Source organism: Spirillospora sp. NPDC047279, assembly GCF_040643285.1.
GTDB lineage: Bacteria > Actinomycetota > Actinomycetes > Streptosporangiales > Streptosporangiaceae > Spirillospora.
Genome location: NZ_JBEYUA010000001.1, coordinates 259,189 through 283,342, shown reverse-complemented (window position 1 = coordinate 283,342; position 24,154 = coordinate 259,189). Strand labels below are relative to the sequence as shown.

The window sequence follows — 24,154 nt, the reverse complement described above, 5'->3', positions numbered from 1 at the left end:
CGATGACGAGAGATTCGCCGACCCCGCTGACCAGCGGCGTACCACCGGCTGACGGCGACCGTCAGTGGCCGTCAGCGCCCGGTGCGCCGCGTGATCCGGGAAGGAGGCTAGGCGCGGCGCCGCCGGCGACGCATGCGTCAACCGACTTAGGACGTGTCTCGGGCGTGCCCCAGACCCCGGGAAGCCGCTGGACTCAGAGCGCCGCGTCGAGGTCGAGCCGGGCGAGCTCGGCCCGGGTCGTGACGCCGAGCTTGGGGAACGCGTTGTAGAGGTGCTGCCCGACCGTGCGCGGGCTGATCAGCAGCTGCGCGGCGATCTCGCGGTTGGTGGCACCGGTCGCGGCGAGCCGGGCGACCTGCGATTCCTGCGGGGTGAGCCCCGACGCCGCGTCGGTCTCGGGCCGCCGCGCCGCCGTGCGGTCACCCGCGGCACGCAGCTCGGTGCGGGCACGTTCGACCCACAGCCGGGCGCCCAGCCGTTCGAAGATCTCCAGCGCGTTGCGCAGCGGCGTGCGGGCCTCGCGCTTGCGGCGCCGCCGCCGCAGCCACTCGCCGTACGCCAGCCAGGTGCGCGCGTGCTCGTACGGCTGGTCGCTCTTCTGGTGCAGTTCGAGCGCGTCGGCGAACAGCCCCTCGGCGACCTCGGGCGGGCCGAGCATCGCGCGGCACCGCAGCAGGATCGCGACGGCCCACTCCTCCTCCGAGCCCGCCGTCCACTCCTCGACGTCGGCCAGCGCACCCTCGGCGGCCTCGGGCCGGTCGATGTGCACCGCCGCGTCGACCAGGTCGGCGATGCTCCGGTTGGCGACGAACGACCAGCCCCGCCAGTGTTCGGCCATCCGGTCGAACGCGGCCCGGTGACGGCCCAGCCCGAGGTCGAGCAGCGCCAGCGCCCACTGCCCGCTGAACACGCTGTGCGGGCTGTGGTGGTCCTCGCCGTACCGGATGCCCTCGGTGGCGAACGCGCGGCAGCGCTCCTCGTCGCCCTCGAGCGCGGCGAGCCAGCCGAGCCAGCTGCTGAAGTGCGCCGCGATCGGGCGCTGCCCGGTGTCGCCGGCGAGTTCGAGCCCCTCGGTGGCGGTGGCCATGGCGACCTTGTGCCGGCCGAGCAGGATCTGCGCGTACGCCAGGTGGTGGAGCCCGCCGGTCAGGTGCCCGATCTGCCCGCTGCCGCGCCAGTCGGCGACCATCGCGGCGGCGAGCTCGTGCACCAGCGCGGGATCGTGGGCGCCGATGAGCAGCAGCTGGGCGGTGAACTGCCGCAGCCAGTTGGTCGCCGCCGCGACGTCGCGCGCCTGGCAGGCGAACGCGCGCAGCAGCGCGAAGGCGCCCGGGACGTCGCCGCTGATGAGCCGGCTGAGCGCCTCGCAGGCGTCGACGAACGGCACGATCGGGTCGGCCGGGTCGAAGCGCAGCTCGCGCAGCCGGGCGACGCCGTCGACGACCAGCTCGGCGGCGGCGCCGTGCCAGGCGTTGTGCACCCCGATCACCAGGATCTTGCCCGACTCGTTCGGGAGGACCTCGGCCACCGAGCTCGCGCCGCTGATGAGCGCGCGTCCCGACTCGCGGGGCGAGCCGAGCTCGAACTCCACCATGCCGCGCACGATGGCCAGCAGGGAGAGGTCGGACGGGTCCTCGGCGACCTTGCCGGCCCGCTCGCACAACGCGGCGGCGCGGTCGAGCTGGCCCGCCCCGGCCGCCGCGAAGGCCGCGGCGGCGGCCCGGCGGACCACGCCGCGCGGGCACGTGGTCAGCTGGGAGGCCCGCTCGTAGGCGGCGACCACGGCGGCGAGCCCGTTACGTTCCGCGGCCCGCTGCGCGGTGCGTTCGAGCAGGTCGGCGACCTCGTCGTCCGCCCCGGTCGCGGCGGCGGCGAGCTGCCACGCCCGCCGGTCGGCGTCCTGGTCCTCGTCCCAGGCGCGGGCGAGGGCCTTGTGCGCGGCGCTGCGCTCGCCGAGCACCGCGCGCTGGTAGGCCGCCGAACGCACCAGCGGATGGCGGAAGCGCAGGACGCCGCCGACCACGGTCAGCAGCCCGGCCCGTTCGGCGGGCTCGATCGCGCCGACCGGGATCGCGAGCGTCCTGGCGGCCCGCAGCACCACCGCGACCTCGCCGGAGTCGTCGGCCGCGGCGACGGTGAGCAGGCTCCGCGTGCGCGCCGGGAGCCGTTCGATCTGGTCGACGAACGCGCGCTGCACCAGATGGCCGATCGGCAGCGGGCTGACCGGCGACCAGTCCTCGTCGCCGACCGACCGGGGCAGCTCGATCAGGGCCAGCGGGTTGCCGTTCGCCTCCTCGAGCACCCGCGCCCGGACCTGTGCCGTGAGCTCGGGCGACAGCTCGGCGAGCAGCGCGGCCGCGTCGTCGGCCGTGAGGCCGCCGAGCCGGATCTCCGGGATGCCGCGGATCGGCAGTACCTCGGGGTCGTCGCGGACCGCGAAGACGAGCACGACGCCCTCGCAGCGCAGCCGCCGCGCGGCGAACACCAGGGACTCCACCGAGGCCCGGTCGACCCACTGCGCGTCGTCCACCAGGCACACCAGCGGCCGGTCCTCGGCCAGGTCGGAGAGCAGGGTCAGGGTGGCGAGCCCGATCAGGAACCGGTCCTCGCCGGGGGCGGCGACCCCGCTGAGCGTGCCGCCGAGAGCGCCGCGCAGCGCGGCGGCCTGCGGCGCCGCGAGCTCGTCGAGGCGGTCGTCGAGGCCCCCGCCGTAGGCGTTCAGCAGAAGGTGCAGGCCGGCGAACGGAAGCTCGGCCTCGGTCTCGGTGCCCAGCGCGCGCAGCACCCGCATCCCGGCGGCGCCGGCGGCGTCCGCGACATGGTCGAGGAGGGCTGTCTTGCCGATGCCCGCCTCTCCGTGCACGCAGAGAGCGCCGCTGCGCCCTTCCCGGGCGGCGGCCAGCAGTCGCTCCATCGTCGCGACCTCGGTCTGTCTGCCGTACAGCACCACACCATCCATCCGGACGATTCCTAAGCGAGGCTACGCCTTGACCGTCTCGGCCCCAGGTGGAACTCCTTTAGCAGGGGTCACTACTTACATGTGTTCTCCCGCACGTCGCGTTCCCTCAACTGGAATAGAGCATTCCGTTCTGCTATACTGAAGACATCACGCACCACCGCTGAGAGGCTGGACGACATGAACCAGAAGACCGAGTGGACCGTCCTGAACGAGGCGCACGAGATGTTGCGCAGCACCGTCCGCGGCGTCCCCGCCGACGCCTGGACCAACCCGACCCCGTGCTCGGAGTGGAACGTCACCCAGGTACTCCAGCACGCCGCCGGTGACCAGCTCGGCTACGCCGCCTTCATCACCGGCGGCCCCGGCCCCGAGGAGGACTCGTTCAGCCCCTCCGGCACGCTCGGCGACACCCCGGAGGCCACCGTCGACCACGCGACCCGGGCCGCCGCCGAAGCCTGGGCCACCGTCCCGGCCGACGCGCAGGAAGTGGGCGTCCCCATCCCGCCGCACAAGATGAGCGCCGAGATCGGCGCGGGCGCCTGCGCCCTCGACGCCGCCGTCCACGCCTGGGACATCGCCGTCGCCACCGGCCAGCCCAGCCCGCTCACCGCCGACATGGCCCGAGCCCTGATGCCCGCCGCGAAAGCGACCATCACCGACATGCTCCGCCAGTACGGCGTCTACGCGGCCCCCCTGGAGACCACCGGCGACGACCCCGTGGAGGCCCTCCTCCGCTACACCGGCCGCAACCCCGCCTGGACCCCCTGACCTCGGGGCCGGGGGATGTCGCCCAGGTCGCCGCGAGGTTGATCACCTCGCGGCTCCCCCGGCCACGCCGGCCCGGCTCGCCGCTCAGAGGCGTTCACGGCGGTGAAGAGACCAGGTCTGTGCCGCGCGTACGAGGGCTTTGGCCCACGGGTGGGTGGAGGTCCAGAAGGCGTGGAGCCAGGCGGTCGCGACGGTGCGGGCGTACAGGTCGAGGTGTTCGGGCCGGGCATCGCGGGGCTCACACCGCCCGCCCGTCCACCACGGCCTGCCACATCAGGAAGACGGCCGGCTCGGGTCCCGGTGGAGTCTCGAACACGTTCGTCTCGTGGACGCCGAGGCGGACCGCGCGACGCACGAAGCAGACGCCGCGTCGCGTGCCGAGCTCGTAGGTGACGTGCCAGTCGGGCACACACCGCGCGTCGAGCACGTCGTACGGCTCCGGCCGCTCCACCCGAGTCCAGTGCAACCGCTGCGCGGTAGGCGAGATCGCGAGGCCCTTCACAGCCCAGCCTCCTCACGGACGACCGCACTGAGCTGCTCGCGCAAGCTCTCGGAGTCGCCTGCCTCGACGCAGGACCTTCCGGGTTGCGCGAACTGGCCGGGCTGCGGACCGCGGAACGCGTACCACCGCCCCTTGTCGCCTCGGACGATGTTCCACTCTGGAAAGTCGCGCTGTAGCGCGCCCTTGGTCTCCACTACGGTCGTCATCAGCCGGACTCGCTTCCGGTCAGGCCCTCGGAGTACGGCGTTCGCCCACCACCGGGGGCCGACTTGTGTGTCACCTGCCACGCTTCCGGCCACCGCCGTTACCGTGGAACCGTTGCCGTGCTGCCCGACAGCGCGGGCAGCGCAGGCAGCAGGGGCAACCCGGGCGAAACGGGTGAGGCGATGACCACCTTCGGTGCGAAACTGAAGCAGCTCATGGCCAAGCGAGGGTTCAGCCAGCGACAGTTGGCCAACGCGGTGCCGTGCGACAACGGTTATCTCTCGAAGGTCGCCCGGGGACTCCGGGCGCCGTCCGCCGATCTCGCTGAGCGCCTCGATCAGCTGCTCGACGCCGACGGCGAACTCGTCGCCCTCCGCCCGTCGCCGCCTACACCGGTGCCGGGAGGCTCGGCCGACGATGCCGTCGCGCTCGCGGACTGGCTCGAACAGTCCGAGATCGGCGACGGCGCGATCAACTATCTGGAGACCGCCTCCCGGCGTCTGGCCTTTGACTACCCACGGCGTCCTCCGCTGGAAGTCCTCGACGAGGCCCGGCGGCTCCAACTCCGTCTGACGCACACTCTGCGGAATAGGCGCCAGCGTCTCGGGCAGACGCAGGCTCTGCTCACTACCTCGGCCGAGATATTCGCGCTGATCAGCCTCCTTGCAGGAGACGTCGGCCGATACTCGCTCGCAGACGCTTACGGGTACGCAGCGTGGACGTGCGCCAACGAAGCCGACTCGGACTCGGCTCGTGCACTCGTCCTATGCGCACAATCCAAGACCGCACGCTGGAAGGGCCAGTACACCGCTGCCGCCGAGTTGGCCCGGCGGGGCTTTGATCTGGTTCCAGCGGGCGCCAGGGGGCGTGTCCTGCTCGCGGTGTCGGAAGCCACCGCCCTGCAATCCAGTGGCGCCGTCGAGGCAGCCTACGGGGCCCTCGGCCGAGCCAGAGAAGCCCGTAACGGCGTCCAAGCCGTGGACGAAGCCACCGACGCGTGGAGCTGTCCGCGTGCCCGCCTGGCGACCTACGCGCTCCAGGTTGGGCTCGGAGCTCGCGACACCGCCGCGATGCTCCGCTCCGTTCAGGCCGCCGATGACGCGTGGGCGGACGGAGACGCCCGTGTGTACGGCACGTGGGCTCAGGTACGCATCGGCGCAGCACTGGCGCACGTCATGATGGGCGAGACCGAGGGTGCGGCCGAGCAGCTTGCTCCCGTCTTCAACCTCGGCCTGGAGTACCGCGTCGTCACCATCACCGGCCGCACGGGCGAAGTCGCACAGCGCTTGGGCCACAGCCGCTACGAAGGTGATCCGCGTGCCGGAGCCCTCGTGAAGCGGATACGGGCGTTCCAGTCCGGATCGTTGCAGCACCAGGCCATCACCTGCTCGGAGCCCTCGTGAGCCCGTACCCGGTCCGCATGTCCAATCATTGGTGGTGGCGTCCAGGCGTGCGGCCCGGCCGGCGCCTGCTCGTCTGGCACATCCTGCTGCGCGACCAGCCGCACGCTCGTGAGCTCGTCCGCCACTGTCAGGACAGGCTCGCCGACGTGCCCGGGCTGGACCTCGTCCCGGCCGACTGGCTGCACATGACCACGCAGATCGTCGGGTTCGCCGATGAGATCGGGAAGACCGAGGTCGACGCCATGCTCGACGCCGCCACAGGGCGGCTGACCGACCTCGTTCCGATCGAGGTGGAGCTGGGCAAGCCGTGGTTCCACAGCGAGGCCGTCATGCTCGGTATCCGCCCGCCCCGCGCACTCGACCCGATCCGCGTGGCGATCCGGGAGGCGGTGGCGGAGTCCGTCCGCGTTCACCAGCTCGACGACGAGCCGGAGTGGACGCCGCATGTGTCCGTGGCCTACAGCCACGCCGAGGGCCCGGCAGCGCCGGTTCTCGATGCGTTCGCGCCTCCACCGGCACCTCGCGAGCTGCGAGTCGAAGAGGTACATCTGGTCGAGCAAGTGCGTGTGGGGCGGCTCTACCGGTGGGAAGACCACGTGGCGGTGCCGCTGGGTGCTTAACCCTCGCGGGGTCAGGGGCGGGGGATGTTGCGGAGGTTGCTGCGGGCCAGGTTGATCATCTTGCCGACGCCGCCGGTCATGACGGTGCGGCTGGCGGCCAGGGCGAAGCCTCTGACCTGCTGGGCCGTGATGTGGGGCGGGATGGACAGGGCGTTGGGGTCGGTGACCAGGTCGACCAGGTAGGGGCCCGGCGAGGAGAGCGCGGTGGTGAACGCGTCGCGGATCTTCGCCGGGTCGGTCACGCGGACCGAGTCGATGCCCGCCGCGGCGGCGATGGCCGCGAAGTCGACCTGCTCGTGGTCGGTCTGGAAGTCGGGGAGGCCGTCGACGAGCATCTCCAGCTTGACCATGCCAAGGGAGGAGTTGTTGAAGACGACGATCTTCACCGGCAGGTCGTGCAGCTTGACCGTGAGCAGTTCGCCCATGAGCATGCCGAGGCCGCCGTCGCCGGACATCGAGATGATCTGCCGGTCCGGGTGGGCGAACTGCGCGCCGATGGCGTGCGGCAGCGCGTTGGCCATCGAGCCGTGCAGGAACGACCCGATCACGCGGCGGCGGCCGTTGGGCGAGATGTAGCGGGCGGCCCACACGTTGCACATGCCGGTGTCGACGGTGAAGACGGCGTCGTCGGCGGCCAGGTCGTCGAGGACGTCGGCCGCGTACTCCGGGTGGATCGGCACATGCTTCTCGATCTTCCGGGTGTACGCGTCGACCACGTTCTCCAGCAGCTTGGCGTGCCGGCGGAGCATCGTGTCGAGGTACGTGCGGTCGGTCTTCTGCCTCACCTTGGCGAGCACCGCGCGCAGCGTCACGTCCACCTCGCCGTGGACGGCCAGTTCGAGGGGTGTGCGGCGGCCCAGGCGGGCGGCGTCGTGGTCGACCTGGATCGTGCGCTTGCCCGGCAGGAACTGCTCGTACGGGAAGTCGGTGCCGAGCAGGAGCACCAGGTCGGCCTCCTGCATGGCCTCGTAACAGGCGCCGTAGCCGAGCAGCCCGCTCATGCCCACGTCGAACGGGTTGTCGTACTGGATCCACTCCTTGCCGCGCAGCGCGTGGCCGATCGGCGACAGGACCCGGCCGGCCAGCTCGATCACCTCGCCGTGCGCGTCCCGGACCCCGGCGCCGCAGAAGAGCATGACCCTCTCGGCGGCGTTCAGCGCGCGGGCGAGCTGGTCCACCTGGTCGGCGGGCGGGTGGACGCCGCCCTGCTGGACGAGGAAGTCGTGGTCGCCTGCGGGGTTCTCGACGTCCAGGTGCGCGACGTCGCCGGGCATCACCACGACGGAGACGCCGCGGCGGCCGAGCGCCGACTGGACGGCGGTGCGCAACACCCGGGGCATCTGCGCGGTGGAGGTGATCAGCTCACAGAAGTCGCTGCAGTCGACGAAGAGCCTTTCGGGGTGGGTCTCCTGGAAGAAGCCCGTCCCGATCTGCTGGCTGGGGATCTGGGAGGCGAGCGCGAGGACGGGGGCACCGGAACGGTGCGCGTCGTACAGGCCCTGGATCAGGTGCGTGTTGCCCGGCCCGCAACTGCCCGCGCAGACCGCCAGGCGCCCGGTGAGCTGGGCCTCCGCCGCGGCGGCGAACGCCCCGGCCTCCTCGTTGCGCACGTGCACCCACTCGATGCCCTCGGCGCGGCGGATCGCGTCCACGATCGGGTTGAGGCTGTCCCCCACCACCCCGTAGATCCGCTGCACGCCGGCCTGGCGCAACACCTGGACGAACTGCTCGGCGACCGTGGCCATGGCTTTCCTCCCCATCACAAGATCGCCCGGACGTTCCGGCCGCAACCGGCAAGGCCTGCCAAAACCCCGTAAAGAACGCCGCTCACGGTGGGCCGGTGAGATCGTCGGGTACCCGCGAGAGCACGTTCTCGAAGTAGTCGAGGGCGGCCGCCATGGTGCCGACGTCCCGGCCGGACCGCTGGGACATGAACCAGCGGTGCTCCAGGACCTCGAGGAAGACCTCCACCTCGTCCAGCCGGCCGCGCAGGTCGCCCGGGACGCCCTGGACGACCGGCTCGTAGATCTCGGCCAGCCAGCGGTTCGACGCGACCACCTCGGGGATCGGGTGGCCCGCCTCCCGTTCGAGGTGCGCGCGGAAGCCGGCGATGTCGTTGAGCAGGCGGCGGGCCTGGTTCTCCTGGGCGTCGACGCCGGTGCGGGAGTAGAGGACGCGACGGTGGTGCCCCGGCTCGGCGACCCTGGTGCGGATCCGCATGAGGACGCCCTTGCCGTCGGCCGCGTCGACCAGCTCCACCTCGTCGACGTCGAAGCCGAGCCCGTTGACGCGGCGCAGCCGCTCGGCGATGAGGTAGTGCCGGTCGTCCGGGCCCAGGATCTCCTCGCGGGTGAGCTCGTTCCACAGGCCCTCGTACCGGCGGACCACGTCGTCGGCGATCTCGACCGGATCGGCCTCGGGCGGCAGCAGTCCCGCCGCGGCGAGGTCGAGCAGCTCGCCGCCGATCCGTTCGCGGGCGAGCTCCACGTCGTACCGCCGCTGGCCCTCGCTCAGCCCCGCCGGGTGCAGCTCGGCGGTCTCCGCGTCGACCAGGTACGCGGCGAACGCGCCGGCGTCGAAGCGGAAGAGCGTGTTGGACAGCGAGCAGTCGCCCCACATGAAGCCCGCCAGGTGCAGCCGGACGAGCAGCTCGACCAGGGCGTCCAGCAGCCGGTCGGCGGGATGGTGCCCGCCGCGCGGGTTGGCGAACAACGACCGGTACGAGCAGGCGTGGTCCAGGTAGCCGGTGACCAGGATCGCGTCGAGGCCGTCGCCGCGGTCGACCACGACCCCGGTGACCTCGACCGCCGGCAGGCCCAGCTCGCGCAGCCTCCGCAGCAGGGCGTACTCGCGGCGGGCGAGGCGTTCGTGCAGCTCCTTCAGGGCGTAGAGGGTCCCGGCCTCGGCGGCGAACCGCACCACGTGCCGCGACAACCCGCGCTGCCGGATCTCCACCAGCCGCTCGTCGGTCCAGTGCTCCAGCGGCAGGCGCCACGGGAGGGTGAGCAGTCCCGCGGCGGCCTCGCCCGGCGGCCTGAAGACGAAGCGCATCCGCTAGCCGGGCTTCGACTCGCGCTGCCGCAGGCGCGCCTCCTCGGCCTTGCGCCCGAGGACCGCGACGCGGTCCTCGTCGCGGGTGAGGTTCTCGCCGGTCGCCGGATCGAAGATGTGCATCCGGCGGGTGTCGACCCACAACTCCGCCGACTCCCCCTCGGTGATCAGGCTCCCCGGATCGAGGGCGACGACCGCCTGGGTGCGCAGCTGGTCGCTGTCGAGCTCCCGGGACAGCTCGCGCAGCTGCGCGGCCAGGTCCGCGGGCGCCTCGTACGGGACGTAGGCGTACAGCTCGTTGCCCAGCCACTCGGTGACGTCGACCTGCACGTCGATCACCGCGCCGCGGGCCCGCTTGTCGTCGCTGACCAGCGACGCGTCCTCGAAGTACTCGGGACGCAGGCCGACCAGCACCACGCCGCGCTCGCCGACCGCGGCGGCCTTGCCCTCGTCGGGCAGCTCGAACCGGCCGAGCGGGGTCGACAGGGACGTGCCCCCGGCCGACGCGTCGAGCGTGGCGGGCAGGAAGTTCATCGACGGCGACCCGATGAACCCGGCCACGAACAGGTTCACCGGCTCCTCGTACAGCTCGCGGGGGCTGCCGACCTGCTGGAGCACGCCCTTGCGCAGCACCGCCACCCGGTCGCCGAGCGTCATGGCCTCGGTCTGGTCGTGCGTCACGTACACCGTGGTCACGCCGAGCCGCCGCTGCAACCGGGAGATCTCGGCGCGCATCTGGCCGCGCAGCTTGGCGTCCAGGTTGGACAGCGGCTCGTCGAACAGGAACGCGTCCGCCTGCCGGACGATCGCGCGCCCCATCGCCACCCGCTGCCGCTGCCCGCCGGACAGGTTGGCCGGCTTACGTTCCAGGTGCTCGGTCAGCTCCAGCAGCTCCGCCGTGTCGTTCACCCGGCGGCGCACCTCCTCGTCCGGCTTCTTGGCCAGGCGCAGCGGGAACGCGATGTTCTCGAAGACGGTGAGGTGCGGGTAGAGCGCGTAGTTCTGGAAGACCATCGACAGGTTGCGCTGCCGGGGCGCGATCCTGTTGACCACCCGGTCGGCGATCTTCATCTCGCCGGACGTGATGTCCTCGAGCCCCACGATCATCCGCAGCAGCGTGGACTTCCCGCAGCCGGACGGGCCCACGAGGATCATGAACTCGCCGTCCCGCACGTCCAGCGAGATGTCGTTCACGGCCGGGAAGCCGTCGCCGTACAACTTGACGATGTTCTTCATGGTGATGGCGGCCATGGCTACCCCTTCACTGCGCCGGACGTCAGCCCGGCCACGATGCGGCGCTGGAACAGCAGGACGACGACCACGACCGGGACGGTCACCACGACGGCCGCGGCGCAGATCGCCGTCGTGGGCCGCTCGAACTGCGAGGCCCCGGTGAAGAACGCCAGCGCCGCCGGGACGGGCCGGGCGCTCTCGGTCGAGGTCAGCGAGATCCCGAACACGAAGTCGTTCCAGCAGAAGAAGAACGTGAGGATCGCCGCGGTGAAGACGCCCGGCGCGGCCAGCGGCACGATCACCTTGCGGAACGCCTGCCAGGTGGTGGCGCCGTCCACCTGCGCCGCCTGCTCCATCTCCCAGGGGATCTCGCGGAAGAACGCCGACAGGGTCCAGATCGCCAGCGGCAGCGCGAACGAGATGTACGGGATGATCAGCCCCGGCCAGGTGTCGTACAGGCCGAGGTCGCGCCACAGGTTGAACAGCGGCCCGACCAGCGAGACCACCGGGAACATCGCGATGGCCAGCGCGAACGACAGGATCAGCCGCTTGCCGGGGAACTCCAGCCGGGCGATCGCGTACGCCACCAGCGTCGCGAACACCACGCCGACGAACGTGGCGATCAGCGAGATGCCGATCGAGTTGATCAGCGCCGAGGTGAACAGGTCGGTGTTGAAGACCGTCTCGTAGTTCTCCCAGGTCCAGTCCTGGGGGAAGAACGACTGGACGTTGCCGACCTCGCCCGGCTGCTTGAACGACAACATCACGATCCACAGGATCGGGAAGATCGTCCACACCAGGATCAGCACCGAGGCGACGATCCACATCACCCTGGAGCGGGTCGTTTCCATCAGCGATCACCTCGCACCTGGGAGAGGTCCACCCGGAAGCCGCGGATGAACACCACCGCGATCAGCACCACGGAGAGGAACAGCAGCACCCCGACCGCGTCACCGAGCCCGATCGCGGTCCGCGTGATGGTCTGCCGGTAGGTCAGGAACGACAACGTCTCGGTCTTGTTCTGGCCGGCGGTCATGACGAAGACGTTGTCGAAGATCCGCCAGGCGTCGAGCGTGCGGAACAGCACCGCGACGAGGATGGCGGCCTTCATGTTGGGGATCGTCACCCGCCAGAGCCGCTGCCAGGCGGTGGCGCCGTCCACCGTCGCCGCCTCGCCCAGGTCGCGCGGCACCTGCGCCAGCCCGGCGAGCAGCAGCAACGACACGAACGGCGTGGTCTTCCAGATCTCGGACATGATGATCACCGCCAGCGACGACCAGCGGTGCGAGAACCAGGCGAAGTCACCGAGCCCGAACCAGGAGTTCACGAAGCCCGACTGGAGGTCGAAGGCGTACCGCCAGGCGAAGGCCGAGATCACCGTGACGATGCCGTACGGCAGCAGGATCGAGGTGCGCACCGTGCGCCGCCCGAAGATCGCCTGGTGCATGACCATGGCGAGCCCGAAGCCGAGCACGAGCTCCACCCCGACGGTGATGGCGGTGATGATGAACGTGGTGAACACGTCCTGCCAGAACAGCGGGTCGCTCAACGCGGTCACGTAGTTGCCGAGGCCGACGAAGCGCCGGTCGTCCGGCGCGGTGAGCCGGTAGCTGAACAGCGACAACCACACCGCGTTGGCCAGCGGGTACGCGGTCACGATCAGCATGACGAGGACCGCCGGGGCCGACAGCAGCAGCCCGAGGCGGCGTTCGGCCCGGCTGCGGTCGGAGAGTTCCGCCCGCCCGTTCCGGCGGCGGCCGGTGGCCGGCGCCGATTCCGTGATGGTCATCCGAGCACCTCCCTTGTCACAGCGGCGGCGGTCACAGCAGCGCCTCGTCGCGGAGCACCTGGCCGATGAAGTCGTCGGACCTGCGCGGGGTGACGATCGGGTTCACCGAGGCCGGCGGGTGCCATCTGCTCTGCAGCGCGCCGGACACGTCGCCGTAGTACGGGGTGATCGGCCGGGGCGCCGCGGCGTTGATCGAGTCACGGATCAGCGGGGCCATCGGGAACTCGCGGACGACGTCGGGATCGTCGAAGATCTCCGCCCGCGCCGCCGGGTTTCCGGAGTCGAGCATGTACCGCTTCATGTTCGCGGTGGAGGTGATGCACCTGACCGCCTCGACGGCGTGGGTGTCCTTGTACTCGCCGTACGCGCCGATGCCCAGCACGATGCCGCCGAACGGCGGTTTGCTGTCCTGCCCCGCGGCGACCCGCGGGTAGCGGGCCCAGGCCAGGTCGGCGGGGATGTTCTTGTCGATGACGCCGTCCTTGGCGTCGGCGTTCTCGGCCCGCCAGATGTAGCCCCAGTTGACCATGAACCCGCCGCGCGGGCCGTTGAACAGCGACCGGGCCTGCTCCTCGATGTCGGTGGACAGGGTCGGGCTGGCCGCGCTCGACCGGGCCAGCTTGGCGATGATCGCGGCGGCCCGCCGGCCGGCCGGGGAGTCGATGTCGATCGAGGCGTCGGAGCCGGCCTGGGTGTTGCCGACGATCTGCCCGCCGGCCGAGGCGACCAGGGCGTTGATCCACACCGTGTAGCCCTCGTACCGGTTGCCCTGCGCGCCGACCGTGATCCCGTTCCGCACGGCGGTGTCGATCATCTTGTCCCAGGTGAAGTCGGGCGCGTTCGGGTCGACGCCGGTCTTCTGGACGGCGGACTTGCGGTACCAGAGCAGCTGCGTGTTGGCCCAGAACGGGGCGGCGTACAACCGGCCGTCCCAGGTCGAGTTCTGCACCGCGGGCGGGAACACGCCCTGCGTGAACTGCGTCGCCTCCGCGGCGCTGAACGGCCGCAGGAACCCGGCGTTGGCCGCCTCGGCCAGGAACGGCGGGTCGAGGCTCATGATGTCGAGCCCGGAGTCCTTGGCCGCCAGCCGCCTGATCAGCTGCTCGCGCTGCTGGGTCGCGTCGTCGGGCAGCAGCGAGGTCTCGATGCGGTAGCGGCCGCCGGAGGCCTGGGTGCAGGCGGCGGCCAGCGTGTTCTGCCCGCCGTTGTCGGGGTTGATGTACCACCTGAGCGTCGGGGCGCCGCCGTCTCCTCCGCACGCGGTGAGGCCGCCCGCGAGCAGCCCCAGCGCCACCACCCCCCGTAGCGGTGCGCCCCGGCGGGACCGTCTGACCCGTGCCCGCCTGATCCGTGCTCGCTCGACCTCGCCCATCAGGCCTCCCGAAGCCCCCCACGTGCGGGCTCTTCTTCGGGGCCGCATGCGCGGGCGGAGTGAATCTCACTCAAACATCGGAGACCGGGCCTGTCGAGCGTCGATTCGGTATCGCCGTGATCAGTAACCGCCGTAGCCGTCGTCGCCGCCGTTCGCGCCGGCGGTGATCTTCTTGCCCTGGGGCGAGACGGCCCACCAGACGTTCTGCACGGCCTGGCCCTTGACGTCGCCGGCCTCCTGGTCCTGCGCGAAGTAGTACATGGGCCAGCCGTTGATGAGGAGCTGGCACTCGCCGGGCTTGCCGTCCTTGCGCTCGATGAAGCTGATGAGCTTGCGGCTCACGCCCTCGACCTTGAGCTTCTTGAAGCCGTTGAAGCGCACGATCGGCCACTTGGCGCGGCAGTCGCCGGAGCAGTTGCTGACCCGCGGCCGGTCCTTGTCGAAGCGGTACATCGTGCGGCCCTTGCCGTCGGTCACGATCGTGCCGAGCGTGGGGTCCTGCCGGACCTTGATGGTCGTCCAGCCGGCCCAGCGGCCGCCGCCGGCCGACGGGTTCTGCCGCGGCGGCTGCGCGGCCTTCGCCCCGGCCTTCTTGCCGTCGGGCGCGCTGGCGTACCAGGTGCCGCCCACGCCCTGGCCCTTGGCGTCGCCGGCGCTCTGGTCCTTGGCGTACCGGTAGAGCGGCCAGCCGCCGAGCGTGACCTGCCACTTGCCGTCGGGCCGCCTGACCTTGCCCACCAAGGTCTCGTCGACACCGTTGACCTGCACGTTCTCCTGGCCGGCCATGACCGGCGGCCACGTCGTCGCGCACGCGTCCAGGCAGGTGGACGCGGGCGGGCGGGCGGTGTCCTTGTCGAAGCGGTAGAGCGTGCGCCCCTCGGCGTCGGTGACCACCTTGCCGATCTTGGTCACGCTGGCGACCTCCAGCGCCGTGGCCTGGGGCGCGGCCGCGGGCTCCTTGGCAGGTTGCTGCTGTTGCGCGGATCCCGCCGAGGTGTTCTTCTGATTCCCCACGCTCTCCTTGCCACAGGCGGTGAGGAGTACTCCGGACGCTGTCAGGGCGGCCGCCACGGGGATCGCCCAGCGTGGGAATTCCATGTCGTGTCCTCCAGTCGATCGCGTTCCCTGCGCGATGCGGAGCCCACCGCACCGCTTCTCCCCGGATCGAACGGCAGTACGGGAGTGAACGGCCTGCGGGTTCAATGCGTCAGAGGGACGACCGGGGACGACGAGACCTGCGGAAGCGAGGTTGGGCCGAGGTGACGACGCCGAACAGGCCGGACGAGACGAGCGTCGATCTGACCAAGCCCGTCGCGGAGGCGCCCCCTCCCCTCGTCCCCCTGCCGCACGCCGCCCCGCAGCCCCCTGCTCAGCGGCCCGCCTCCCGGCGGCCTTCCTCCCAGCGGGCCGGCTCTCAGGGGCCCGGCTCTCAAGGGCACGGCTCTCAAGGTCCCCTGTTCGAGAAGGTCGCCGCGCCGGCCGAACGTCCCGCGGCCCCCGCCGGACCGGCCTGGATCGTCGTTCCGGCCCGGATCATCGCGCTCGTCTTCGTGCTGCCGTTCCGGCTGCTGTACGACCTGCTCAGGTGGACCGGCCGCGGCCTCACGGCGGGCATGGCCCTGCTGGGCGCGGTGCTGCTCTGGCCGTTCGCGCGGCTGTACCGCCACGTCCTGCGCCCGATCGGCCACGGGATCGCCTGGCTGGCCGACGTCCTCGTCGTCCGGCCGATCAGATGGCTGGCCGTCGTCGTGGTCTGGGGCTTCCTGCGGATGTTCGGCCGCGGCAGCGGCAAGCTCGGCCGCTGGTTCCACCGCCGTGTGCTGGCCCCGATCGGCGCCGGGCTGCTCGCGGTGTGGAACGGTCTCATCTGGCTGCTGAACGTGCTCGTCGTGGTGCCCGCGACCGTCGTGGGCCGTGGTCTGTGGTGGCTGCTGTCCGGATCCGGCCGGATCGTCGCGGCCATCGCCGGGGCCATCGGCACCGGCATCGCCTGGCTGGTCGCCACGCTGGTCGTCCTGCCGCTCGTCCTGCTCTGGCGGTACCTGCTGCGCCCGCCGCTGGCCGGTCTCCTGTGGGTGGGCCGGTGGATCGGCTTCGGGTTGATGTACGTGGGGCGCGGCATCGGCACCGGGCTGCTGGCCGGCTGGCGTGCCTTCGCGGGCGCGGTGTCCTGGTCCTGGCGGTGGTCGGGCCGCATCCTGCGCCGGCTGGGCCGCGTGCTCTTCGTGATCCCCGCGGTGGCGCTCTGGCGGTACGTCCTGGCGCCGATCTGCCACGGCATCGCCGAGGGCGCCCGCATGGCGGGCCGCGTGCTGCGCTGGCTCTGGCGCACCCTCGTGGTCGCGCCGGCCCGTCTCGTGCGCGACGTCCTGCTCATCCCGACGGGCCGGGCCATCCGCGGGGTGTGGCGGGTCACGGTCCGCGACCCGCTGCGCTGGGTCAACGCGAGCGTCATCGCCCCCGTCCGCGCGACCGGGCGCGACGTCCGGCTCCAACTCCGGCAGGCGTTCCGCCGCGGCTGAGCGCGCGTCGCGAACGACCGGGCGGCGAACGACCGGGCGGTGAGGAGACCGGGCAACGAAAGACCGGGGCCGTACGGGTACGGCCCCGGTCGGGTGGATCACTCGTTCGCCGCCGAGTCGCCTAGCTCTCCGAGCTCTCGGAACCGTCCGAGCCGTTCGGGTTGTCCGAGCCGTTCGGGCTGTCCGGGCTGTCGGCGTTCTGCGCGTCGCTCTGCTGCGTGCGCTCCTGGAACCTGCGCAGCAGGTCCTTCTTCTGGGCGACCGGGTCGGTCCCTTCGGGGAGGCTCGACCCCGGCTTGCCGCGCAAGGTCTCGCGCGAGACCTTCTTGCGCTGCCCGCCTACGCCCAGCAGGCCATTGCGGTTCTTGGACATGGGTGCTCCTGTCTCACAGGTGTACGGGAACCCTTGTCCGAGCCGCGCGGGAGCGATCGTCTACCGGATCGCGGCACGGCCGGACACGGCCGCGCCCCGCTCACGAACCACGCGCAACGGGGTGGGCCACCATGCGGTGGCGTAGGCATTGATCAGCATGTTCACCATGCTCACAAACCCCGGCGGACGGGCTCAACTCATTTATTGAGAGAATCGGCGGCGATGTACAAGCTGCTGTTCACCCAGGTCATCGCCCGCTTCATGGACGCCGAGACGGCGCACCACTCGACCATGCGCGGTCTCCGCACGATCCAGGCCGTTCCCGGCGCGGCCCGGCTGCTGCGCCGGCTCCTGGCCCCGCGTGATCCCGCGCTCACGGTGCACGCCCTCGGCCTGGAGTTCCCCGGGCCGCTGGGGCTGGCCGCGGGCTTCGACAAGGACGCGGTGGCGTACGAGGCGCTGGGCGCGTTCGGCTTCGGCCACGTCGAGATCGGCACGGTGACCGGGCAGGCACAGCCGGGCAACCCCAAGCCCCGTTCCTGGCGGCTGATGCCGGACCGCGCCGTGATCAACCGGATGGGCTTCAACAACGAGGGCTCGGCCGCCGCCGCGGCCCGGCTCCGGCGGCGCCGCCCCGGCATGGTCGTGGGCGTCAACATCGGCAAGACCAAGGTGGTGCCCGAGGCCGAGGCCGCCGCCGACTACGTGACCAGCACCGAACGCCTCGCCCCGTTCGCCGACTACCTCGTCGTGAACGTGAGCTCCCCCAACACCCCGGGCCTGCGCGACCTCCAGGCCGTCGAGCACCTGCGGCCCCTCCTGACCGCGGTGCGCGAGGCCGCCGACCGGGTCACCGCCCGGCGGGTCCCGCTCCTGGTCAAGATCGCCCCCGACCTGGCCGACGCCGACGTCGACGCGGTCGCCGACCTGGCCCTGGAGCTGGGCCTGGACGGCATCATCGCGACCAACACCACCATCGGCCGCGAGGGCCTGGCCAGCGACCCGGACCTCACCAAGGAGACCGGCGGCCTCTCGGGAGCGCCGCTGAAGGAACGGTCACTGGAGGTTCTGCGCCGCCTCAGGTCCCGCGCCGGCGACCGGCTGGTGCTCATCTCCGTGGGCGGCATCGAGACCGCCGACGACGTCTGGGAACGCCTCCGCGCCGGCGCCACCCTCGTCCAGGGCTACACCGGCCTGATCTACGGCGGCCCGTTCTGGCCCCGCACGATCCACCGGGACCTCTCCCGCCGCCTCCGCGGCAGCGCCTACCGCACCCTCGGCGACCTCGCCCCCGGCCCCGACGCCTCCCCCTGACGCCGGGTCCGTCACGCGTGGCCCCCGTGAGCCCCCGGCCCGGCACGCGTGACGGATCGGGCGGTCAGCCGGCCAGCCGGGCCTGGTAGCCGATCACGGCCACCTGGACGCGGTTGCTGGCCTTGAACGTCGAGATGAGGCCGCTGACGTACCCCTTGACGGTGCCTTCGCTCATGTAGAGCTCACCGCCGATCTCGGCGTTCGACCTGCCCGCGGCGAGGAGGTCCAGGACGGCGCGCTCCTTGTCGTTCAGCCGCTGGAGCCGTTCCGAATGGACCTCGTCCAGAATTCCGCCGGCCTGGCGGATATAGGCGTCCGCGAGTTCGCGCGCGGCCATCGGGGCCAGCACGACACCGCCATCGACAATGGAATGGATCGCCCCGTTCAGAACGTCCGGCGGCGAACCCTTGAAAAGGAATCCGGAGGCGCCCCGGCGCAACGATCCGCAGACGCGGCCCGCCGCGGCGGGCGAGGTGAGGACGAGCACGCGCGGGCCCCGGCCGAGGAGATCGGCGGCCCCCGGCAGGCGGACGTCGACCAGCATCATGTCCGGCGAGAGCTCCCTCATCATGGATTTCGCGGTCCGCGCGTCCCGCGCCGCGCCGGTCACCTGGATCCCCGGATCCCCTTCCAGGGCGGTGGCCAGCCCGCTGCGAGCGGCTTCCTCGCCGTCGACGATCAGTACTTCGATCACGCTTTCCCCCGTTCCGGAGTTCCGGCCGAACGAAGGAACTTCTACCAGTCCTCGCCAAACCGGCCAATTTTCCGAAATTCATGCAAGCCCGTGCGGAAACGGGAGGCCGCCGCGTTTCTTTGCCCACCGGCGACGGCGATTATGGAGTCGGCAGACCCGGACGGCGGCACGGTGCAGGTATGCCCGAGCAGTCGATCTCACGCGGGACCCTGGCCACCCGGGTCGCCGTCACGCTGGCCCTCGCCCTGCCCGCGGTCGTCCTGCGGCTGACGGGCACGCATCCGGCACCGGTCGCGGGCATGATCATCTTCGGGGCCGGGGTGCTGGCCGCCGCCGTGCTGCTGATGTGGGCGGCCGAGACGGCGCGCCGGGACATCTCCGGCGCCCTCGCGCTGGCCCTGCTGGCTCTGATCGCCGTCCTGCCCGAGTACGCGGTCGACCTCTACTACGCCTACCGCGCCGGGTCGAAGCCGGAGTACACCGCCTACGCCGCGGCCAACATGACCGGTGCCAACCGGCTGCTGGTCGGCGTCGGCTGGGCGCTGGTGGTGCTGGCGTTCACGCTCGGGGTGCGGCAGCGGGCCAGGCGCGGCGAGCCGGTGCCGGACCGGCGCGACGTGCACCTGAGCGTGCACCACCGGATCGAGCTGGGCTTCCTGGCGCTCGCCGCGGTCGTCGCCTTCATCCCCGCGCTGGTCGGCGAGATCGGCTGGTACATGTCGATCGTGCTCATCGCGATCTACATCGCCTACATCGTGCGGATCGCCCGCATCGGCGGCGACGACGTCGAGCAGCTGGTCGGCGTCCCGGCGGTGCTGGCCGAGCTGCCCACGGTGCCGCGCCGGGTGGCCACCTGGGGCGGCTTCGCACTGGGCGCCGTGATCGTCTTCGTCTCGGCCGAGCCGTTCGCCGAATCGCTGGTCGAGGCCGGATCCAGCCTGGGCATCGACGAGTTCCTCCTCGTGCAGTGGCTGGCGCCGCTCGCCTCGGAGGCGCCGGAACTGATCGTGGCCGTGGTCTTCGCCTGGCGGCTGCGCGACAACGACGCGATCGGGGCGCTGCTGTCCAGCAAGGTCAACCAGTGGACGCTGCTGGTCGGCACCCTGCCGCTGGCGTACAAGGCGGGCGGCGGCGGCTGGTCGCTCCCGCTCGACTCCCGCCAGGCCGAAGAGGTGCTGCTGACCGCCGCCCAGACCGTCCTGGGCCTGGCGTTCCTGATCGACCTGTACTTCAGGCGGTGGGAGGCGGCGCTGCTGTTCTGCCTGTTCGCGGTGCAGTTCGTGCTGCCGGACGAGACGGCCAGGTTGTGGTTGTCGGGCGTCTACCTGGCGATCGGCTTCTCGGTGCTGATCGCGCGCTACCGCGACCTCGGCCGGGCCATGGCCATGGTCGTCATCCCGCGGCCGCACCGCGGCTGAACGCCAGCCGCGCGGCGCCCCGCACCGCGGCGTACACCGGGTCGGCCGCCACCCGGACCGGCATCCCGGTCTCCGCCGCGACGAACTCGGCGAGGCCCGGCATCCTGGCGGCGCCGCCGGTGAGCGTGAGCCCGGACGCGAGCAGGCCGCCGGCCAGGTCGGGCGGGCACGTCGCGAGAACGTCGACGATCGTGTCCACCACGGCCGTCAGCGGAGCGGCGACCGCCCGCCGGACGTCGCCGGAGGTCAGCAGCACCTCCTGCGTCCGGCCCGGCCCCGGCCGCGCCTCGGGCCGCAGGCAGGGCACCCGGACGCGGGTCGCGCGGCCCGCGTCGCCGGGCGGCACCACGCCGACCGTACGGCGGGCCCGCTCGGCGGCGGCGGGCGAGAGCGCGACGTCGTAGCGGCGCAGCGCGTACGCCGCGATCGCCTCGTCCAGCCGGATCCCGCCGACGCGGACCACCCGCGCGCTCACCACGGTGCCGCGGCCGGTCACGCCGACGTCGGTCAGCCGCGCGCCGATGTCGGCCACAAGCGCGAGGCCCTCGGCCCGGCTCGGCAGGACCCCGGCCCCGACCGCGGCGGCGAACGGCTTGGGCACCAGGTCGACGCGCCTGGCCCCCGCCTGGAACGCCACCTCGCGCACGGCCCGGCTCTGCACCTGGGTGAGGGAGCTCGGCACCACGACCGCGATCCTCGGCTTGGCCATCACGCGAAGCCGATGGTGGGCGTGGATCATGCGCCGCAGCAGGATCTCGGCCTCCACGGCCTCGGCGGGCACGCCGTCGCTGATCGGACGGACGAGGGCGACGTCCCCGCGGCGCGCGGCGAGCTCCAGCGCGCGCACCCCGAACGCCAGGACGCGGTCGTTGCCGACGGACCTGGCCAGGACGGCCGGTTCGCTGGCCACGACGCCACGCCCGCGCACATGCATGCGGACGGTGCGACCGCCCAGGTCGATCGCGGTATCACGGCAGAGAAGCCTCATCGCACCCGCTCGTTCGGGCAGACGGGATCGGGTGATGGCCGCCGGACCTCGACCGGACGTCGCGACCACCACCCGGTGACGGGTTGGAGCTGCCTCAGCCTCCGGAGCTGCCGTCCATGGATCCCCCCTGATTCGTCGGCGGCGACCGATCGTCACCGCTACGGGGAGGATTCCCACGATCACCCACGGTCGAATCCCGACTTTCGGCCGGATCAGGCGAGCGCGAAGAAACCGTCCGCGATCAGTTCGGGCAGGACGGCCTCCGCGTGCGCGCGCACCTGGGCGGGATCCATCCCGGTGAGCTGCGCGATCGCGTCCAGCAGGGGGCCCAATGGCAACGTTCCGTCGCAGACTCCCGCCAGGCCCGCCTCGACCGTGCCGACGCCGGCCGCCCGGCGCAGGCCCGTCGACTGCCGCAGCAGGATGCGCTCCGGGTCCTCGGCTCCGGGCGGCCCGATCTGCTCCTGGACGAGCCCGGCGGCGGCCCGGACGCGGAGGCCGGCCGGCGCGCCGTCCTTGGCGCAGGCCGTCGAGAAGTCCTCGGCCTGGACGGCCCCGGTCAGGATCTCGTCGACGTAGGCCCCGACGGGCTGGTCGACGGCATGCCGGAGCTCCTCGATCCGGACCGCGGGCCGGGCGTCACCACGCCGCAGGGTGATCCAGCCGAACCCGATCCCGGTCACCCGCTGCTGCTCGAAGTAGGCCAGCCACGCGTCGTACCGCGCCGCGTACTCGGGCGTGCCGGCCTCCACCGAGTCGCGCAGCCACAACTCGGCGTACTCGGCCGGATCCTGGACGTCGCGCTGCACCACCCAGGCGTCACACCCCGCCTCGCGGATCCAGGCGCCGACGCGGTCCTCCCACGGCACGCCGTCGACGTGCAGCCAGTTCGCCAGCAGCTGGCAGGTGCCGCCCTCGTTGAGCCGCGCGGGCGCCCCGGTCACCAGCCGGCGGCAGAACTCGTCCCCGTGCAGCCCCGACTCCCGGTAGACCAGGCCGCCCCGGGGCGGCGCGATCACGAACGGCGGGTTGGAGACGATGAGATCGAACCGCCGGTCCCGCACCGGCTCCAGCAGCGACCCTTCGAGCGACTCGACGCCCTCGAGGCCCGAGAGCTCGAAGCTCATCCTCGCCAGGCGCAGCGCCCGCGGGTTGACGTCCGTCACCGTGATCCTGCGGGCCCGTCCGGCCAGGTGCAGCGCCTGCACCCCGCACCCGGTGCCGAGGTCGAGCGCGTCGCCCACGTCCCGGTGGACGACCAGCTGGGCCAGGTTCGCCGACGCGCCGCCCGCGCCCACCACATGGTCGGGCCGCAGCGTCACCCCGGCCCCCGGCCGCGCCTTGAGATCGGACACCGCGTACCCGGCGTGCCCGGCCGCCTCCAGCGGCTCGACGTGCAGCAAAGCCCGGAGCTCGCCGGCGGAACGTTCGGCCAGGCCCCTGGCGACGAGATCATCGGCGCAGTCGCGCAGGCCCGCCTCGTCCACGGGCACCTGCAACCAGAACAGCCGGGTCAGCGCCTCCAGCGGCGACCCGCCGCCCGTCGCCCGCAGCGCGGGGACGATCTCGTCGCGCGCCAGCGCCCCGCCGGCCACCGGGCCGAGCAGTTCCCGCACCGCCGCGACGGTGTAGCCGGCCCGATCGAACGGATTCACCCGCCCATCCTGCCCGATCAGCCGAAGTAGGTGGTCAGCCCCGCCACGAACGACTCGGCGATGCGCTGCCGGAAGGCCCCGCTGGACAGCTTGGCGGCGTCACCCCGATGGCGCATGTTGCCGGTCTCCACGAAGATCTTCGGCACCGTCGAGAGGTTGAGCCCGCCCAGATCGTCACGCGCGTCCAGGGCGTTCTTGCCGATGTAGTTGGAGTACGGCATCCCGGTGCCGCTCCTGTAGGCGTCCCGGATGGCCCGCCCGAGCTTCCGCGAGGCCGGCACCATCGTGGAGTTCTGCCCCTTCACCGGCAGCGGCTCGATGATGTGGAACCCGTGCCCGCTCGACGGCGCGCCGTCCGCGTGCACCGAGATCGCCGCGTCGGCCTTCGCCTTGTTGCCGATCGCGGCACGCTCGGTGATGCAGGGCCCGACGCCCGAGTTGCCGGTGCGCGTGAGGACCACCTTGGCGCCCTTGGCCCGCAGCAGCTTGGTCAGGCGCTCCGACACGTCCCACGTGAACGCGGCCTCGGAGTAGCCGGCGTTCGTCGCGGTCCCGGTCGTGTCGCACTCCTTGCGCCCGTTGCCGATGTCGACCTGCCGGTTGATGATCTCCGGATGCCTGGCGTTGCCCCCGTTGTGCCCCGGATCGATCAGGATCACCTTGCCCCGCAGTGACCCCTCGACCCGCTGCGGCGCCGCGGCGGCCGACGAGGACACCGCGACGGGCGGCGGGGCGTTCTCCCCACCCGCCGTCTTACCGGACGAATCCCCGTCGCAAGCCGAGAGACCGCCGAGGCAGAGGGCAAGGCCCACGGCCGTCGTGCCGCTTCGGTGGAATCGCAAGATCCGTCCCCCTGTGATGACTTCGTTACCGACCCTGCCAGTCTGCACACCGGCTGGAGTTCGTCAAACGATGTCACCAAAATGCAGCCGCGGCCGTGCCCTCCCCTGTGAGGTCACACGGCCGCGGCTACGTCCCCTGGAAAACGGTCAGCGGAACGGGTCCTCCTTGCCGAGGAGCGCGGCGAGAGCGCGCGCCTCGTCCGCGTCGAGGCCCAGCACCACGCGGGGTCGCCCCCACGGATGATCGATCGAGTGGGCCACGTAGCTGGCGACGGACTCCGAGACCTGTTCGGCCAGTCCGCGTGCGTGACGCCATTCGGTCCACGCACGCTCCAACTCACTAGCCGCGCGCTGTGCGCACGACACCAATTCCGGATCACGCACGGAATGAAACCCCCCTGGGTGAACATGATCCTTCTCCGTGTCCACTCGGCGGAGTCCCCAGCC

22 protein-coding genes are annotated in these 24,154 nt (G+C 71.9%); 6 read left to right on the top strand and 16 right to left on the bottom strand.

The annotated features are described in order from the left end of the window. Window positions 1–193 precede the first annotated feature (193 nt). Window positions 194–2,959, bottom strand: a complete 2,766-nt coding sequence (locus ABZ810_RS01405; RefSeq protein ID WP_358397734.1) for an AAA family ATPase — start codon at window positions 2,957–2,959, stop codon at window positions 194–196. Between the two features lie 177 nt (window positions 2,960–3,136). Between ABZ810_RS01405 and ABZ810_RS01400 the strand changes: the two genes are divergently transcribed. Continuing rightward, a complete protein-coding gene (locus ABZ810_RS01400; protein WP_358397732.1) occupies window positions 3,137–3,727 on the top strand; it encodes a TIGR03086 family metal-binding protein in 591 nt (196 codons plus the stop codon). Between the two features lie 238 nt (window positions 3,728–3,965). On the opposite strand, the gene ABZ810_RS01395 is transcribed toward ABZ810_RS01400, so the two are convergent. Both ABZ810_RS01395 and ABZ810_RS01390 read right to left on the bottom strand, forming a co-directional pair. Beyond that, the gene (locus ABZ810_RS01395) at window positions 3,966–4,229 is read right to left on the bottom strand and encodes a hypothetical protein (protein WP_358397730.1); all 264 of its coding nucleotides are present in this window, start codon (window positions 4,227–4,229) and stop codon (window positions 3,966–3,968) included. Next, window positions 4,226–4,435 carry a hypothetical protein gene (locus ABZ810_RS01390; protein ID WP_358397728.1) on the bottom strand — a complete coding sequence of 70 codons (210 nt, stop codon included), beginning with the start codon at window positions 4,433–4,435 and terminating at the stop codon, window positions 4,226–4,228. Before ABZ810_RS01390 ends, ABZ810_RS01395 begins: the two co-directional genes overlap by 4 nt. 117 nt (window positions 4,436–4,552) lie before the next feature. On the opposite strand from ABZ810_RS01390, the gene ABZ810_RS01385 reads away from it, so the two are divergent. Next, window positions 4,553–5,836, top strand: coding sequence for a helix-turn-helix domain-containing protein (locus ABZ810_RS01385; RefSeq protein ID WP_358397727.1), 1,284 nt, complete (start codon window positions 4,553–4,555; stop codon window positions 5,834–5,836). Beyond that, window positions 5,833–6,456 (top strand): 2'-5' RNA ligase family protein, encoded by a 624-nt coding sequence (locus tag ABZ810_RS01380; RefSeq protein ID WP_358397724.1) that lies wholly within the window; start codon window positions 5,833–5,835, stop codon window positions 6,454–6,456. Before ABZ810_RS01385 ends, ABZ810_RS01380 begins: the two co-directional genes overlap by 4 nt. Before the next feature lie 11 nt (window positions 6,457–6,467). Here ABZ810_RS01380 and ABZ810_RS01375 read toward each other — a convergent pair whose 3' ends face one another. From ABZ810_RS01375 to ABZ810_RS01345, 7 genes are all read right to left on the bottom strand, one after another. Then, window positions 6,468–8,201: a pyruvate dehydrogenase gene (locus ABZ810_RS01375; RefSeq protein WP_358397722.1), complete on the bottom strand. Its 1,734-nt coding sequence runs from the start codon at window positions 8,199–8,201 to the stop codon at window positions 6,468–6,470. A gap of 82 nt (window positions 8,202–8,283) precedes the next feature. Beyond that, window positions 8,284–9,507 carry a DUF4032 domain-containing protein gene (locus ABZ810_RS01370; protein ID WP_358397719.1) on the bottom strand — a complete coding sequence of 408 codons (1,224 nt, stop codon included), beginning with the start codon at window positions 9,505–9,507 and terminating at the stop codon, window positions 8,284–8,286. Window positions 9,508–9,510: 3 nt separating this feature from the next. Continuing rightward, entirely contained in the window at window positions 9,511–10,758 is a 1,248-nt protein-coding gene (gene ugpC / locus ABZ810_RS01365) for a sn-glycerol-3-phosphate ABC transporter ATP-binding protein UgpC (protein WP_358397716.1), read from the bottom strand. A 2-nt stretch (window positions 10,759–10,760) separates the two neighbouring features. Continuing rightward, complete coding sequence (locus ABZ810_RS01360; RefSeq protein WP_358397714.1) at window positions 10,761–11,591, bottom strand: carbohydrate ABC transporter permease; 831 nt, start codon at window positions 11,589–11,591, stop codon at window positions 10,761–10,763. Beyond that, on the bottom strand, window positions 11,591–12,529 hold the full coding sequence (locus tag ABZ810_RS01355; protein ID WP_358397711.1) for a sugar ABC transporter permease: 939 nt from the start codon (window positions 12,527–12,529) through the stop codon (window positions 11,591–11,593). Before ABZ810_RS01355 ends, ABZ810_RS01360 begins: the two co-directional genes overlap by 1 nt. A 31-nt stretch (window positions 12,530–12,560) precedes the next feature. Next, a complete protein-coding gene (locus ABZ810_RS01350) occupies window positions 12,561–13,826 on the bottom strand; it encodes an extracellular solute-binding protein (protein WP_358397709.1) in 1,266 nt (421 codons plus the stop codon). 195 nt (window positions 13,827–14,021) lie between these two features. Further along, window positions 14,022–14,999, bottom strand: coding sequence for an SCO0930 family lipoprotein (locus tag ABZ810_RS01345; RefSeq protein WP_358397707.1), 978 nt, complete (start codon window positions 14,997–14,999; stop codon window positions 14,022–14,024). Between the two features lie 161 nt (window positions 15,000–15,160). Here ABZ810_RS01345 and ABZ810_RS01340 point away from each other — a divergent pair, with 161 nt between their 5' ends. Beyond that, entirely contained in the window at window positions 15,161–16,423 is a 1,263-nt protein-coding gene (locus ABZ810_RS01340) for a hypothetical protein (protein WP_358397705.1), read from the top strand. Between the two features lie 121 nt (window positions 16,424–16,544). Here ABZ810_RS01340 and ABZ810_RS01335 read toward each other — a convergent pair whose 3' ends face one another. Beyond that, the gene (locus tag ABZ810_RS01335; protein ID WP_358397703.1) at window positions 16,545–16,796 is read right to left on the bottom strand and encodes a DUF6243 family protein; all 252 of its coding nucleotides are present in this window, start codon (window positions 16,794–16,796) and stop codon (window positions 16,545–16,547) included. Between the two features lie 222 nt (window positions 16,797–17,018). Here ABZ810_RS01335 and ABZ810_RS01330 point away from each other — a divergent pair, with 222 nt between their 5' ends. Continuing rightward, entirely contained in the window at window positions 17,019–18,110 is a 1,092-nt protein-coding gene (locus ABZ810_RS01330) for a quinone-dependent dihydroorotate dehydrogenase (RefSeq protein ID WP_358397700.1), read from the top strand. A gap of 64 nt (window positions 18,111–18,174) precedes the next feature. On the opposite strand, the gene ABZ810_RS01325 is transcribed toward ABZ810_RS01330, so the two are convergent. Then, window positions 18,175–18,804: a response regulator transcription factor gene (locus ABZ810_RS01325; RefSeq protein ID WP_358397698.1), complete on the bottom strand. Its 630-nt coding sequence runs from the start codon at window positions 18,802–18,804 to the stop codon at window positions 18,175–18,177. Between the two features lie 179 nt (window positions 18,805–18,983). On the opposite strand from ABZ810_RS01325, the gene ABZ810_RS01320 reads away from it, so the two are divergent. After that, complete coding sequence (locus tag ABZ810_RS01320; RefSeq protein ID WP_358397696.1) at window positions 18,984–20,222, top strand: sodium:proton exchanger; 1,239 nt, start codon at window positions 18,984–18,986, stop codon at window positions 20,220–20,222. Here ABZ810_RS01320 and ABZ810_RS01315 read toward each other — a convergent pair. The 4 genes from ABZ810_RS01315 to ABZ810_RS01300 form a co-directional block, all read right to left on the bottom strand. After that, window positions 20,197–21,210: a rod shape-determining protein gene (locus ABZ810_RS01315; RefSeq protein ID WP_358397694.1), complete on the bottom strand. Its 1,014-nt coding sequence runs from the start codon at window positions 21,208–21,210 to the stop codon at window positions 20,197–20,199. The genes ABZ810_RS01320 and ABZ810_RS01315 overlap by 26 nt on opposite strands. A gap of 212 nt (window positions 21,211–21,422) precedes the next feature. Next, window positions 21,423–22,865 (bottom strand): methyltransferase, encoded by a 1,443-nt coding sequence (locus tag ABZ810_RS01310; protein WP_358397691.1) that lies wholly within the window; start codon window positions 22,863–22,865, stop codon window positions 21,423–21,425. 17 nt (window positions 22,866–22,882) lie between these two features. Continuing rightward, the gene (locus tag ABZ810_RS01305) at window positions 22,883–23,581 is read right to left on the bottom strand and encodes an N-acetylmuramoyl-L-alanine amidase (protein ID WP_358397689.1); all 699 of its coding nucleotides are present in this window, start codon (window positions 23,579–23,581) and stop codon (window positions 22,883–22,885) included. A gap of 273 nt (window positions 23,582–23,854) precedes the next feature. Continuing rightward, window positions 23,855–24,091: a hypothetical protein gene (locus ABZ810_RS01300; protein ID WP_358397686.1), complete on the bottom strand. Its 237-nt coding sequence runs from the start codon at window positions 24,089–24,091 to the stop codon at window positions 23,855–23,857. Window positions 24,092–24,154: the final 63 nt, after the last annotated feature.

What these genes read in the sequence shown, in the direction of transcription:
- ABZ810_RS01330 (WP_358397700.1), top strand. Translation starts at nt 17,019, where the DNA reads ATGTACAAGCTGCTGTTCACCCAGGTCATCGCCCGCTTCATGGACGCC.
- ABZ810_RS01355 (WP_358397711.1), bottom strand. Translation starts at nt 12,529, where the DNA reads ATGACCATCACGGAATCGGCGCCGGCCACCGGCCGCCGCCGGAACGGG.
- ABZ810_RS01390 (WP_358397728.1), bottom strand. Translation starts at nt 4,435, where the DNA reads ATGACGACCGTAGTGGAGACCAAGGGCGCGCTACAGCGCGACTTTCCA.
- ABZ810_RS01345 (WP_358397707.1), bottom strand. Translation starts at nt 14,999, where the DNA reads ATGGAATTCCCACGCTGGGCGATCCCCGTGGCGGCCGCCCTGACAGCG.
- ABZ810_RS01375 (WP_358397722.1), bottom strand. Translation starts at nt 8,201, where the DNA reads ATGGCCACGGTCGCCGAGCAGTTCGTCCAGGTGTTGCGCCAGGCCGGC.
- ABZ810_RS01370 (WP_358397719.1), bottom strand. Translation starts at nt 9,507, where the DNA reads ATGCGCTTCGTCTTCAGGCCGCCGGGCGAGGCCGCCGCGGGACTGCTC.
- ABZ810_RS01315 (WP_358397694.1), bottom strand. Translation starts at nt 21,210, where the DNA reads ATGAGGCTTCTCTGCCGTGATACCGCGATCGACCTGGGCGGTCGCACC.
- ABZ810_RS01320 (WP_358397696.1), top strand. Translation starts at nt 18,984, where the DNA reads ATGCCCGAGCAGTCGATCTCACGCGGGACCCTGGCCACCCGGGTCGCC.
- ABZ810_RS01360 (WP_358397714.1), bottom strand. Translation starts at nt 11,591, where the DNA reads ATGGAAACGACCCGCTCCAGGGTGATGTGGATCGTCGCCTCGGTGCTG.
- ABZ810_RS01400 (WP_358397732.1), top strand. Translation starts at nt 3,137, where the DNA reads ATGAACCAGAAGACCGAGTGGACCGTCCTGAACGAGGCGCACGAGATG.
- ABZ810_RS01335 (WP_358397703.1), bottom strand. Translation starts at nt 16,796, where the DNA reads ATGTCCAAGAACCGCAATGGCCTGCTGGGCGTAGGCGGGCAGCGCAAG.
- ugpC (WP_358397716.1), bottom strand. Translation starts at nt 10,758, where the DNA reads ATGGCCGCCATCACCATGAAGAACATCGTCAAGTTGTACGGCGACGGC.
- ABZ810_RS01405 (WP_358397734.1), bottom strand. Translation starts at nt 2,959, where the DNA reads ATGGATGGTGTGGTGCTGTACGGCAGACAGACCGAGGTCGCGACGATG.